Raw genomic sequence first — 12,730 nt, forward strand, 5'->3', positions numbered from 1 at the left:
ATGTCACATCGGGACGGGCCGCCGGCTCATAAGGGCGTAAGCACCGACAACGACGAAGGAGCTCACCATGAGCGCGCGTCTGGACGTCTTCGCCACCCCGGGCGGCAGCAGGCTCGTCAAGCAGTTCACCTCCGTGGGGCGGCTGGTCGTGGAGTCACCGCTGCCGGCCGCCACGCGGGAACTGGTCTCGCTGCGCGTGAGCCAGATCAACGGCTGCGCGGTCTGCATCGACATGCACACCAAGGAGGCCGCGGCGGCGGGCGAGTCCGCCGTGCGCCTCCACCTGGTCGCGGGCTGGCGGGAGGCCACGGTCTTCACCGACGCCGAGCGTGCCGCGCTGGAACTGGCCGAGCAGGGCACCCGGATCGCGGACGGCGCCGGCGGCGTCCCGGACGAGGTGTGGGAGCGGGCCGTCAAGCACTACGACGAGGAGCAGCTCGTCGCGCTGGTCACGCTGATCGCCTTCATGAACACCGCGAACCGGCTGAACGTGATCCTGCAGCAGCCGGCCGGTGACTACAAGCCGGGTCAGTTCACGTAGCCACGGCACCACGGGCCCCGGGCATGTCCTGGGGCCCGAGCTGCGCCCACAGCCACTGTTCCACCTCGCCCACGTGCGCGGCCGCCGCCGCGCGGGCCGCCTCGGGATCGTGGGCGGCCAGGGCGCGGTGGATCGCCGCGTGCTCGCGGCGGGTGCGGGCGAAGGCGCCCTCCTCCTGGTAGCCCCGCCAGACCCGGGCGCGGAACGTGCGCGACGACAGGCCCTCCAGGATCGCGGCCATCGTCTCGTTGCCCGCCGCCACCGCGATCACCCGGTGGAACGCCAGGTCGTGGGCGATGATCTCCTCCGGATCCTCCGTGGCGTTCATCGCCGCCAGGTGCTTCTCCACCTCGGCCAGCTCGTCCCCGGAGATCCGCGCGGCGGCCAGCGCCGTCGCCGTCGACTCCAGGATCCGCCGGATCTCCAGCAGCTCCACCAGCCGCGGGCCGCGCGACAGATCCGCCACGACCCCGAAGGTCTCCAGCAGGTCGCCGGCCTCCAGCCGCGTGACGTAGATGCCCGAGCCGTGCCGGGCCTCCAGCACCCCCAGCACCGTCAGCGCGCGGATCGCCTCCCGCATCGAGCTGCGGCTGATGCCCAGTTGCGCGGCGAGGTCACGCTCGGTCGGCAGCCGTTGGCCGGGCTCCAGCCGGCCCTCGGCGATCATCGCCTTGATCCGCTCGATGGCGCGCTGCGTCACGGTGCCCTTCTGCGGGGCTGTCTCGTCGTCCACGCCACTCCTCCGATCACGCGCTTCGGCGCAGTCTAGCCACCTGAGTGGTCCGACCACTACGAGTAATAGGCGCTGAATGTGCGGCTGAAGGGTGTTCTCCCGCTCAATTGGTCTGATAAGTATGCGGGTAGCTGCTCGAACCCGGTCGATGGGAGCGCCACTCATGCCCGGAAGGCACAACGGCCCTGGCCCCGGCCGCGCCCAGGACTGAACCCGCCCCCGACCGACGAAAGGCCCTCCGTGTCTCCGACGCCCGCCCGCATCATCGCGGTCGACACCCACGACATCCGCTTCCCCACCTCGCGCGAGCTCGACGGCTCCGACGCGATGAACCCCGACCCGGACTACTCGGCGGCCTACGTCGTCCTGCGCACCGACGCGGCCGACGGGCACGAGGGCCACGGGTTCGCCTTCACCATCGGGCGGGGCAACGAGGTCCAGGTCGCCGCGATCGACGCGCTGCGCGGACACCTCCTCGGCCGCGACCTGGACGGGCTGTGCGCCGACCCCGCCACCCTCAACCGCGACCTGATCGGCGACAGCCAGCTGCGCTGGCTCGGACCCGAGAAGGGCGTGATGCACATGGCGATCGGCGCCGTCGTCAACGCCGTGTGGGACCTCGCCGCCAAGCGCGCCGGACTGCCGCTGTGGCGGCTGCTCGCCGAGGCGGAGCCGGAATGGCTGGTCGGCCAGATCGACTTCCGCTATCTCACCGACGCCCTCACGCCCGAGGAGGCCCTGGCGCTGCTCCGCCGGGGCCGGGAGGGCGCCGGGGAGCGCACCGCCCGGCTGCTGGAGCGCGGCTACCCGGCCTACACCACCTCGCCCGGCTGGCTCGGCTACGACGACGACAAGCTGTCCCGCCTCGCGGCCCGGGCCGTCGCCGACGGCTTCACCCAGATCAAGCTCAAGGTCGGCGCCGACCTCGACGACGACATCCGCCGCTGCCGCGTGGCCCGTTCGGTCATCGGCCCGCACGTGCGGATGGCCGTGGACGCCAACCAGCGCTGGGACGTCGGTGAGGCGATCCGCTGGACGAAGGCCCTCGCCGCCTTCGACCCGTACTGGATCGAGGAACCCACGAGCCCCGACGACATCCTCGGCCACGCGGCGATCCGCCGGGCCGTCGCCCCGGTGAAGGTCGCCACCGGCGAGCACGTGCACAACCGCGTCGTCTTCAAGCAGCTCCTCCAGGCGGGCGCGCTCGACGTCGTCCAGATCGACGCGGCCCGGGTCGGCGGCGTCCCGGAGAACCTCGCGATCCTGCTGCTGGCGGCCAAGTTCGGCGTGCCGGTGTGCCCGCACGCGGGCGGGGTCGGCCTGTGCGAACTCGTCCAGCACCTGTCGATGTTCGACTACGTCGCCGTCACCGGCACGACCGAGGACCGGGTCATCGAATACGTCGACCATCTGCACGACCACTTCCTCGACCCGGTGGTGATCCGGCAGGGTCACTACACGGCACCCACCGCGCCGGGCTTCTCGGCCGCCCTGCGGCCCGAGACGCTGGCGCGCTACACGTACCCCGGCGGCGCGTTCTGGGCCGCCGACCTCGACGCGACGAAGAAGGGGCACGCCGCATGAGCGACTTCGAGGGCCTGCGGGCCCTGGTGACGGGAGGCGCCTTTGGCATCGGCCGGGCCACCGCCGGGCTCCTGGCCGAGCGCGGCGCACAGGTCGCCGTCCTCGACCTGGACCCGTCCCCGGTCGGCAAGCCACTCCTCGCCCACCGCGCGGACGTCACCGACGACACCTCCGTGCGCGCGGCCGTCACGGCGGCGGTCGCGGAACTCGGCGGCCTGGACGTCCTGGTCAACAACGCGGGCATCGGCGCCCGGGGCACCGTCGAGGACAACCCCGACGACGAGTGGCACCGCGTCTACGACGTCAACGTCGTCGGCATGGTCCGCACCACCCGCGCCTGCCTGCCCCACCTGCGGGCCTCCGCGCACGCGGCGATCGTCAACACCTGCTCCGTCGCCGCCACCGCGGGCCTGCCGCAGCGCGCCCTGTACAGCGCCACCAAGGGCGCCGTGCACTCCCTCACCCTCGCCATGGCCGCCGACCACGTCCATGAGGGCATCCGCGTCAACTGCGTCAACCCCGGGACGGTGGACACCCCGTGGGTCGGCCGGCTCCTGGACGCCGCCCCGGACCCGGCCGCCGAACGCGCCGCCCTGGAAGCCCGCCAGCCCACCGGCCGTCTGGTCTCCGCGGCCGAGGTCGCGGGCGCCATCGCCTACCTGGCGAGCCCGCTGTCCGGCGCCACCACGGGCACCGCGCTCGCCGTCGACGGCGGCATGCAGGGCCTGCGGCCGCGGCCGGTGGCCCGGTGAACCGGCTCGGCGGCAGCGGCGTCGAGGTCAGCGCCCTGTCCTTCGGCGCCGCCGCCATCGCCAACCTGTACAGCGAGGTCGGTGAGGAGCAGGCCCACGAGGCCGTGGAGGCCGCCTGGCAGCGGGGCATCCGCTACTTCGACACCGCCCCGCACTACGGACTCGGCCTCTCCGAACGCCGGCTCGGCGCGGCCCTGCGCGGCCATCCGCGCGAGGAGTACACGCTGTCCACCAAGGTGGGCCGCCGCCTCGAACCCGCCGACGGCACCGGCGACGACCTCGCCCACGGCTTCGCGGTGTCCGCCACCCACCGGCGCGTGTGGGACTTCAGCGCCGACGGCATCCGCCGCACCCTGGAGTCCAGTCTGGAACGCCTCGGCCTCGACCGCGTCGACGTCGTCTACCTCCACGACCCCGACGAGCACGCCGAAGCCGCCTTCCGCGAGGGCTATCCGGCCCTGGAGAAGCTGCGCGCGGAAGGCATGGTGGGCGCGATCGGCGCCGGGATGAACCAGTCGGCGATGCTCACCCGCTTCGTCCACGACACCGACGTGGACGTGGTGCTCTGCGCCGGCCGCTACACCCTCCTCGACCAGAGCGCCCTCGCCGACCTGCTGCCGGCGGCCCTGGAACGCGGCACGTCCGTGGTCATCGGCGGCGCCTTCAACTCCGGCCTGCTGGCCAACCCCGAGCCGGGCGCCCGCTACAACTACACCGCCGCCCCGTCCGAACTGGTCGAGCGCGCCCTGCGCCTGAAGTCCGTCGCCGACCGGCACGGCACCACGCTGCGGGCCGTCGCGCTGGCCTTCTGCGCCGCCCACCCGGCCGTCGCGAGCGTCCTCGTCGGAGCCCGCTCGGCGCACGAAGTCCGCGACTGCGCCCACCAGTTCGCCGCCCGCGTACCGGCCGCGCTGTGGCAGGACCTGCGCGCCGAGGGCCTGCTGCCCGCCGACGCCCCCGTCCCCGGCGAGGCATCCCGGTAAGGAGCCGTCATGAGAGTCGCCCTGCACACCAAGGTCCGCGCCGGCCGGGCCGCCGCCTACGAGGCCGCCCACCGCGAGGTCCCCGAGGAGCTCACCGACGCCATCCGCGCCGCGGGCGCCACGTCCTGGACCATCTGGCGCAGCGGCACGGACCTGTTCCACGTCCTGGAGTGCGCGGACTACGCCCGTCTCCACGCCGAACTGGAGCAGCTGCCGGCCAACGTCGCCTGGCAGGCCCGCATGGCCGAGCTGCTCGACGTCGTCCACGACTACTCCGGCGAGGGCGCCGGTGCCGGCCTGCCCGTCGTCCGGGAACTGCCGGCATGACGGTGACCGACGCCCACCACCACGTCTGGGACCTGTCCGTCCGCGACCAGGACTGGATCACCGGACCCCGACTGACGCCGCTGCGGCGCGACTTCACCATGGAGGACCTCGAGCCCGGGGCGAGGGCCGCCGGAGTGGGCCGCACCGTCCTCGTCCAGACGGTCACCGTGCCCGAGGAGACCCCGGAGTTCCTGGCCCTGGCCGAGGAGCACGACCTGGTCGCGGGCGTCGTCGGCTGGACCGACCTCACCCGCCCCGACGTGGCCGCCGAACTCGCCCGGCTGCGCGAGCTCCCGGGCGGCCGGTACCTCAAGGGCATCCGCCACCAGGTCCAGGGCGAGCCCGACCCCGAGTGGCTGCTGCGCCCGGACGTCCTGCGCGGACTGGCCGCCGTCGCCGCCGCCGGACTGGTCTACGACCTCGTCGTCCTGCCCCACCAGCTCCCGGCCTGCGTACGCGCGGCCGCGGCCCTGCCCGGGCTCACGTTCGTCCTCGACCACCTCGGCAAACCACCCGTCGCCACCGGCGCCCTCGAACCCTGGGCGTCCGGCCTGCGGGCCCTGGCCGCCCTGCCCAACACCGTCGCCAAGCTCTCCGGCCTGGCCACCGAGGCCGACCCCGCCTCCTGGACCGTCCGGGACCTGCGCCCGTACGCCGACGTCGCGCTGGAGGCCTTCGGTCCCGGCCGGCTGATGTACGGCTCGGACTGGCCCGTCTGCACCCTGGCGGGGACCTACGGCGGCATGCTCGACGCCGCACGCCGGCTGACCGGCCCGCGCGACCACGCGCGGATCCTCGACACCACCGCCGCCCGGGTCTACGGCCTGTGAACCGGTCCCGCCAGCCGCGTCGGCGGCAGGTACTCCCGCACGTACGTCCGCTCCCAGCAGGCGCCGGTCTCGCGCAGCTCGCGCCGGGTCGTGTAGCGGTAGCGGAACAGCCGGGCGCGCACGAAGCGGGGCGGCCGGTCCGGCGGGAACGGTGAGCGGCGCAGCAGCTTCAGCGTGTCCCGGTCGTTCTCCAGCAGCCGCTCCACCAGCCGCCCGAACCAGGGGTCGGCGTAGGCGGGGGAGAGGGCGGCGAACCACATCATCCAGTCCAGGCGCAGATGGTAGGGCGCGAACTGGCGCGGCCACCGCCGGGGATCGCCGGGCTTGCCCTTGAACTCGTACTCCCGCCAGTCCGAGTCCTCCCGCGGCACCTCGTCCGCTGTCCCCTCGACGACGACCTCGTACCGCACCCGGCTCACGCTGCCGAACGCGCCGTAGGTGTTGACCAGGTGCAGCGGGTCGAAGGAGCGGTTCATCACCTGGCGGCGGGAGAGCATGTTGCGCACCGGCCGGTAGCTGAGGCCCACGAGCAGCGCGGACACCGCGAGCACCAGCACGACGTACCACAGCGGCGCGTCCGGCACGTCGGGGGCGTCGGCCGGGAAGCGCACCGCGGACAGCGCCAGCACGATCGTGATCCAGTTCAGCCAGGAGAAGTTGCCCGACAGCACCAGCCACAGCTGGGTGACGATCATCAGCGCGGCGGCCGCCGTCGCCACCGGCTGGGGGGTGAACAGCGCGAACGGCACCACCAGTTGCGTGACGTGGTTCGCGGCCACCTCGACCCGGTGCAGGGGCCGGGGCAGGTGGTGGAAGAACCAGCTCAGCGGGCCCGGCATCGGCTGGGTCTCGTGATGGTGGTCCAGGCAGGTGAGCCTGCGCCAGCACTCGTCGCCGCGCATCTTGATCAGCCCCGCGCCGAACTCCACCCGGAACAGGATCCACCGCAGCAGGAACAGCACCACGAGCGGCGGCGCCACCTCGTCGTTGCCGAGGAACACCGCGAGGAACCCGACCTCCAGCAGCAGCGACTCCCAGCCGAACGAGTACCAGGTCTGCCCGACGTTGACGATCGACAGGTACAGCACCCACGGCACCAGCCAGAGCAGCATCGCGCCCCACAGCGGCAGCAGCGCGTCCAGCCCGGCCAGCAGCGCCGCCGACAGCGCGCAGCCCGCCCAGGCGCACAGCGCGAAGTAGCGGTCCGAGTAGTGCAGCTGGAACAGGCTCGGCGCCCGCTTGAACGGCACCCGCTCGACGAACCGCGGCACCGGCAGCATCCCGCGCCGCCCGATCAGCGCCCGGAACTGCAGCGCCGCCGTCAGGAACGCCACCAGGTACACGGCGGCCAGCGCCCGCTGGAAGACCAGCCGGGTCAGCCAGTAGTCGGATGCGGTGAACCACTCCACGGACGTGCGCTCCTCCCGGTTTCGCGCCCGACTTCGCTGTCACGCTCCGCGTACCACCGCTCCGGTTGCGTAACCCGAGTGAGCCCCGCAAACAATAGTGACGAACTGCCCGAAACGGGCTCAGGTGAGCGGAGGACGAGGTGCGCACACCCACCGGGGCCTTCACCACGGCCTGCGCGCTCGTCGCCGCGCTCCTGCTCACCGCGTGCGGCGCCGGCCGCGCCGGAGACGGCGCGGACGAGGGCCCGGCGGCCGGAGCGCTCGTCCTCCAGGCGGCCGACGACCCGGGCCCGGACCCCTTCACGGACTCCACGGCCGTCCCTGCGCCCACCCCGTCCCCCGCCGGACCCGCGCCGCGGACGGCGGGCGGCACCGTCCGGGTCTCCACCGGCCCGCGCTCCCTCTCCGGCGCCACCCCCGGCCTGTACGGCGGCACCGAGCGGACCGGCAGCTGCGACATCGGGCGGCAGATCGGCCACCTCACCCGCGACCGCGCCGCGGGCCGTGCCTTCGCCCGGGTCGCGGGCGTCCCCCCGGAGGCGGTCCCGGACTACGTACGGGCCCTCACCCCGGTCGTGCTGCGGGCCGACACCCGTGTCACCGGCCACGGCCACCGCGCCGGCCGGGTCACCGGCTACCAGGCCGTCCTCCAGGCGGGCACCGCCGTCCTGGTCGACGACCGGGGCGTGCCCCGCCTGCGCTGCGCCTGCGGCAACCCCCTGCGCCCGCCGCTCGCCCCGCGCGGCACGCCCGGCACCCGGGGCACGCCCTGGCCCGGCTACCGGCCCGGCGCGGTCGTCTTCGTGACCCCCGCCCCGCGTCCCGTCACCGACTTCACGATCATCGACCTGGCCGACCGGACCTGGATCGAACGGCGGCCCGGGCACGACGTGCGCCACGACCGGGTCCTGCCGCCGCCGGTATGGGTGCCCCGGCCCCCGGCGCCGGCCACGCCCGTGCCCTCGCGCCCGTCCCGCCCGTCCCCCGAGGCGGACCCGGCCGGCGGCGTCGTCCCGCCCCCGCCCCAGGACGCCGCGCCGCCCCCCGGCGAACCGGCGCCCCGGGACGCCGTGGACGCCGCGGAACACGAGCCGGAAGACCCCGGCGCGCCGGACGAGGTCGGACCCGAAGCCGTGCCCGACGGACCCGACCTGCCCGACGGGGCCGGACTGATTCCCGACGAACCGGCCGACGACAGCATCTTCGGCAGCCCCACGGACGTCTTCAGCAACTGAGGGCCGGTCGCGCGGAGCGGCCCGTAGACTCGGCACATCCGGTCGAAGAACCGGACGAACCCTGGCAAGGTGGGCCCATGGCTGATCGGGGAGCGAGCGCCGCCCTGTCCCTCCCGGACGACTGGCCCGCCCACCCGGATCCGATCCTCGCGCTCAACCGGATGGGCAGCTTCGACTGGGACCTGGACACCGGCCTGATGCAGATGGACGCGCAGGCCCACGAGGTGTTCGACGTGCGCCCCGACGAGTACGACGACCACCCCGAAAGCCTGTCCAAGCGCGTCCCGCCGGGTGAGGCACGGCGCCTGGACACGGCGGTCTCCCAGGCCCTGAAGGACGGCAGCGAGAACTACGGCGCCTACTTCCGCATCCGCCGCCGCGACGGCAGCCTGCGCTGGACGCACACCCAGGGCTACATCCGGCGCGACGAGACCGGCCGGCCCCGCCGCATCATCGGCATCGTCCGGGACGCCACCCGCGAACTCGGCGAGAGCGACGCCCGCCGCGACCAGGCCGACCGGGACGAGGCCCGCCGGGAGCAGACCAGCGTCGTCGAACTCACCACGGCCGCCCTCGCCCACGCCCGCACCGTCCAGGACGTCATCGACGTCCTCAAGGACACCCACGGCCTCATCCACCTGGGCGCCACCAGCCTCGTCATGGGCCTGGTCGAGGCCGGCCGCATCCGCCTGGTCGCCGAGGGACCCGAGGACGCCTTCGTGCCGGGCACCCGCGTCACCCGCATCGACGAGCCGTACCCGATGAGCGAGGCCGTGCGGACCCTCGGCCCGTGCTTCATCGAGTCGCCCGAGGAGTTCGCCGAGCGCTACCCGATCCTGTGGCCCCACATCACCGGTCTGAACATCACCTCGGCCGCCTATCTGCCGCTCATCGTCCAGGCCCGCCCGATCGGCGCGATGGGCCTGCTCTACAGCGACCGGCGCGGCTTCACCACCGAGGAGCGCAACATCCTCGTCGCCCTCGGCAGCAGCATCGCCCAGAGCCTGCAGCGGGCCATGTTCTACGAACAGGAGATGGACCTCGCCCAGGGGCTGCAGCAGGCGATGCTGCCCCGGACCATCCCCGGCGTGCCCGGCGCCGACGTCGCCGTGCGCTACCGGGCCGCCGCCATCGGCGGCCCGGTCGGGCGGGACATCGGCGGCGACTGGTACGACCTGATCCCGCTGCCCGGCGGCCGGGTCGGTGCCGTCATCGGCGACGTCCAGGGCCACGACACGCACGCCGCCGCCGTCATGGGCCAGTTGCGCATCGTGCTGCGCGCCTACGCCGCGGAAGGCCACCCGCCGGCCACCGTGATGGCCCGCGCCTCGCTCTTCCTGCACGAACTCGACACGGACCGCTCCGCCACCTGCCTGTACGCGGAGGCCGACCTGTCCACCGGCGTGCTCCAGGTGGTCCGCGCCGGGCACATCGACCCGCTCGTCCGGCTGACCGACGGCTCCTGCCACCGGATCGGCGTCCCGGGCGGCCTGCCGCTCGGCCTGTCCGCCGAGTTCGGCCGCCTCGACTACCCGGTGGGCACGCTGGAACTCGACCCGGGCGACACCCTGCTGCTGTGCACCGACGGCCTGGTCGAGCAGCCCGGCGCCGACCTCGACGACGGCATGCGCACCCTCACCGCCCTGGTGACCACCGGCCCCGAGGACGTGCGGGACCTCGCCGACCGGCTCATCGACGTGGCCGCCGAACGCGGCGGCGACGACGACGTGGCCCTGCTCCTGCTGCGCCGGCGCGGCCCCGAGGGCCCGCACGCCGGCCGCCGCCTGCAGCGCCAGGTGGCCCCCGGCGACCCGGCCGCCCTCTCCGAGGCCCGGCACATGATCCGCACCGCGGTCGCCGCCTGGGGCGCCGGGGACCGCGCCGACGAGATCGAGCTGGTCGCCGACGAGCTGATCACCAACGCCCTCATGCACACCGAGGGCTCGGCGACCCTCTCCCTGCGGGTCCTCACCGGCTCCGACCGCCGGCTGCGCGTCGAGGTCGAGGACTCCTCCAGCGCCCTGCCCCGCCGCCGCGAGGCGGGCGACTCCGGCGTCTCCGGGCGGGGTCTGCTGCTGGTCGAGTTGTTCACCGACGTGTGGGGCGTGGAGGCCCGGGGCGGGGGCAAGGCCGTCTGGTGCGAGTTCGTGGTGCCGGACCAGGACTGACCCCACGTGGCACTCTGGAGCTATGCCGGAACTCCCCGAGGTCGAGGCGCTCAAGGACTTCCTGACCGAGCACCTGGTCGGCCACGAGATCGTGCGGGTGCTGCCCGTCGCGATCAGCGTCCTGAAGACGTACGACCCGCCGCTGTCCGCGCTGGAGGGCCACGAGGTCACCGCCGTGCGCCGGCACGGCAAGTTCCTCGACCTGGCCACCGCGGACGGCCCGCACCTGGTGACGCACCTGGCCCGCGCGGGCTGGCTGCACTGGAAGGACCGCCTCCCGGACGGTCCGCCCCGCCCCGGCAAGGGCCCCCTCGCCCTGCGCGTGGCCCTGGAGACCGGCGCGGGCTTCGACCTGACCGAGGCCGGCACGCAGAAGCGCCTCGCGGTGTACGTCGTGGAGGATCCGCAGCAGGTGCCGGGCGTGGCCCGGCTCGGCCCGGACCCGCTCGCCGACGACTTCGACGAGCGGCGCCTGGCGGAGCTCCTGGCCGGTGAACGGCGCCGGCTCAAGGGCGCCTTGCGCGACCAGGGCCTGATCGCGGGCGTCGGCAACGCCTACAGCGACGAGATCCTGCACGCGGCGAGGATGTCGCCCTTCAAGCTGGCCGCGTCGCTGAGCGAGGAGGAGACCGGGCGGCTGTACGCGGCCCTGCGCGAGACGCTCACCGAGGCGGTCGAGCGCTCCCGGGGCGTGGCCGCCGGGCGGCTGAAGGCCGAGAAGAAGAGCGGCCTGCGCGTGCACGGCCGTACCGGTGAGCCCTGCCCGGTGTGCGGGGACACCATCCGCGAGGTGTCCTTCAGCGACTCCTCGCTGCAGTACTGCCCGACGTGCCAGACGGGCGGCAAGCCGCTGGCCGACCGCAGGATGTCCCGCCTGCTGAAGTGACCGGCCCGGCCGTCACCGGGAGGGCGGGTTCCACTCGAACATCAGCAGGGTCGCGTCGTCCCGCAGCCGGCTCGTGGGCGAGTCCAGGATGGAGTGGATGAGGCGCCGCAGCGTCTCGGCCGCCAGCTCGCCCGCGGCCGTCGCCCGGATGATGTAGTCGGCGAACTGTTCGAGGCCGAACTCCCCGCCGTCACTGCCCCGGGCCTCGGTCACCCCGTCGGTGTACATCAGCACCCGGTCGCCGGGCTTCAGCGCCATCTCGTGCGTCTGCCGCTTCCGCCCGGCGAGCAGCGACGGCAGCCCCATCGGCGGATCCGCCTCGCGCCGCATGGCGTCCACGTGCAGCCGATCCTCGCGGATGAGCAGCGGGGTGGGATGCCCGCAGTTGCACCACCGCAGCATCCCAGAGGCCAGGTCGAGCTCGGCCAGGACCCCCGTGCAGAACTGGTCCGGCAGCCAGGTCGCCAACGCGTCGTCGACGCACTCCACCAGCTCCGGCAGGTCGGCCCCGGTGCGCCGGGCGTTGCGGCACGCGGCCAGCGACACGGCCGTGGTGAGCCCGGAGGCCAGGTCGTGTCCCATGGCGTCGAGGACGCAGGCGTGCAGGGTCGTCTCGGTCAGGGCGTGGTCGAAGGCGTCGCCGCCGATCTCGTAGGCCGGTTCCAGCACGGCCGTGGAGACCACGTGGGCGGTGCCGATCGTACGGGGCGGCAGGAAGGCCCGCAGCATCTCGGCCGGCAGCCGCATCGCTTCCGTACGGGTGCGCCGGACGAAGGTCTCCTTGTACGCGCGCTTCGACGTGATCGTCATGGCGAGCAGGGTGGACAGGGCCCGGGCGCGGCGCAGCACGGCGGGGGTCAGTGAGGGGGAGAACACGGCCAGCACCCCGAGCCGCTCCGCGCCGTCCACGAGGGGGAGCCACGCCGTCATGCCGCCCGACTCGGACTCCGCCACGCGCAGGGACTGGGTGCGGTAGGTCCAGCCGGCGAGCGAGTCGTCCACGGGCAGGGGCGGGGTGACGTCGGTGAGGGGCACCAGGCGGCGCTGCTGGATGTCGGCGAGGTACACCACGGAGTGCTGCAGCCCCAGGGCCCTGGTGCAGCGGGCGACGGTGGTGGTCAGATCCAGCGCGGCGTTCGCCGGGTCGGCGAGGAACTCCTCCAGACGGTCCTCGCCGCTCGCTGCCGTCGTCACCTCGACTCCCCTCGCCGGGACCTCGGGCGCCCCGGGCGGGCTCCGGAGCGCGTCGTCAGCAGTCTCACACCGGGACGCCCGGGCCGCC

At 74.0% G+C, this 12,730-nt stretch carries 12 protein-coding genes; 9 read left to right on the forward strand and 3 right to left on the reverse strand.

The annotated features are described in order from the left end of the window. Positions 1-67: 67 nt before the first annotated feature. Positions 68-541: a carboxymuconolactone decarboxylase family protein gene (locus CHR28_RS10080; protein WP_094053191.1), complete on the forward strand. Its 474-nt coding sequence runs from the start codon at positions 68-70 to the stop codon at positions 539-541. Here CHR28_RS10080 and CHR28_RS10085 read toward each other — a convergent pair. Continuing rightward, positions 534-1,274, reverse strand: coding sequence for a FadR/GntR family transcriptional regulator (locus CHR28_RS10085; RefSeq protein ID WP_094053192.1), 741 nt, complete (start codon positions 1,272-1,274; stop codon positions 534-536). The two genes, CHR28_RS10080 and CHR28_RS10085, sit on opposite strands and share 8 nt — an antisense overlap. A 240-nt stretch (positions 1,275-1,514) precedes the next feature. On the opposite strand from CHR28_RS10085, the gene CHR28_RS10090 reads away from it, so the two are divergent. From CHR28_RS10090 to CHR28_RS10110, 5 genes are read left to right on the forward strand one after another with little or no spacing between them, the layout of a single operon-like run. After that, positions 1,515-2,858, forward strand: a complete 1,344-nt coding sequence (locus tag CHR28_RS10090; protein ID WP_094053193.1) for an L-fuconate dehydratase — start codon at positions 1,515-1,517, stop codon at positions 2,856-2,858. Next, complete coding sequence (locus tag CHR28_RS10095; protein WP_094053194.1) at positions 2,855-3,610, forward strand: SDR family NAD(P)-dependent oxidoreductase; 756 nt, start codon at positions 2,855-2,857, stop codon at positions 3,608-3,610. The genes CHR28_RS10090 and CHR28_RS10095 overlap by 4 nt, the downstream gene beginning before the upstream one ends. After that, positions 3,607-4,593 (forward strand): aldo/keto reductase, encoded by a 987-nt coding sequence (locus CHR28_RS10100; protein ID WP_094053195.1) that lies wholly within the window; start codon positions 3,607-3,609, stop codon positions 4,591-4,593. The genes CHR28_RS10095 and CHR28_RS10100 overlap by 4 nt, the downstream gene beginning before the upstream one ends. Before the next feature lie 9 nt (positions 4,594-4,602). Next, complete coding sequence (locus CHR28_RS10105; protein WP_094053196.1) at positions 4,603-4,920, forward strand: L-rhamnose mutarotase; 318 nt, start codon at positions 4,603-4,605, stop codon at positions 4,918-4,920. Next, positions 4,917-5,750 (forward strand): amidohydrolase family protein, encoded by an 834-nt coding sequence (locus tag CHR28_RS10110; protein ID WP_094053197.1) that lies wholly within the window; start codon positions 4,917-4,919, stop codon positions 5,748-5,750. Before CHR28_RS10105 ends, CHR28_RS10110 begins: the two co-directional genes overlap by 4 nt. Here the strand turns inward: CHR28_RS10110 and CHR28_RS10115 are convergent. Next, complete coding sequence (locus CHR28_RS10115; RefSeq protein ID WP_094053198.1) at positions 5,738-7,159, reverse strand: lipase maturation factor family protein; 1,422 nt, start codon at positions 7,157-7,159, stop codon at positions 5,738-5,740. The genes CHR28_RS10110 and CHR28_RS10115 overlap by 13 nt on opposite strands. A gap of 140 nt (positions 7,160-7,299) precedes the next feature. Between CHR28_RS10115 and CHR28_RS10120 the strand changes: the two genes are divergently transcribed. From CHR28_RS10120 to CHR28_RS10130, 3 genes are all read left to right on the forward strand, one after another. Next, entirely contained in the window at positions 7,300-8,394 is a 1,095-nt protein-coding gene (locus CHR28_RS10120) for a DUF6777 domain-containing protein (protein WP_094053199.1), read from the forward strand. Positions 8,395-8,471: 77 nt separating this feature from the next. Next, a complete protein-coding gene (locus tag CHR28_RS10125) occupies positions 8,472-10,562 on the forward strand; it encodes a SpoIIE family protein phosphatase (protein ID WP_094053200.1) in 2,091 nt (696 codons plus the stop codon). 22 nt (positions 10,563-10,584) lie between these two features. Further along, positions 10,585-11,448, forward strand: coding sequence for an Fpg/Nei family DNA glycosylase (locus CHR28_RS10130; protein WP_094053201.1), 864 nt, complete (start codon positions 10,585-10,587; stop codon positions 11,446-11,448). A gap of 12 nt (positions 11,449-11,460) precedes the next feature. On the opposite strand, the gene CHR28_RS10135 is transcribed toward CHR28_RS10130, so the two are convergent. Next, complete coding sequence (locus tag CHR28_RS10135; RefSeq protein WP_094053202.1) at positions 11,461-12,642, reverse strand: PP2C family protein-serine/threonine phosphatase; 1,182 nt, start codon at positions 12,640-12,642, stop codon at positions 11,461-11,463. Between the last annotated feature and the right edge of the window lie 88 nt (positions 12,643-12,730).

The organism is Streptomyces sp. XY006, assembly GCF_002237655.1.
GTDB classification, from domain to species: domain Bacteria; phylum Actinomycetota; class Actinomycetes; order Streptomycetales; family Streptomycetaceae; genus Streptomyces; species Streptomyces levis.

Excerpts from the sequence above, each read along its gene's own strand:
- CHR28_RS10080 (WP_094053191.1), top strand. The coding sequence starts at position 68 with ATGAGCGCGCGTCTGGACGTCTTCGCCACCCCGGGCGGCAGCAGGCTC.
- CHR28_RS10095 (WP_094053194.1), top strand. The coding sequence starts at position 2,855 with ATGAGCGACTTCGAGGGCCTGCGGGCCCTGGTGACGGGAGGCGCCTTT.
- CHR28_RS10105 (WP_094053196.1), top strand. The coding sequence starts at position 4,603 with ATGAGAGTCGCCCTGCACACCAAGGTCCGCGCCGGCCGGGCCGCCGCC.
- CHR28_RS10110 (WP_094053197.1), top strand. The coding sequence starts at position 4,917 with ATGACGGTGACCGACGCCCACCACCACGTCTGGGACCTGTCCGTCCGC.
- CHR28_RS10125 (WP_094053200.1), top strand. The coding sequence starts at position 8,472 with ATGGCTGATCGGGGAGCGAGCGCCGCCCTGTCCCTCCCGGACGACTGG.
- CHR28_RS10130 (WP_094053201.1), top strand. The coding sequence starts at position 10,585 with ATGCCGGAACTCCCCGAGGTCGAGGCGCTCAAGGACTTCCTGACCGAG.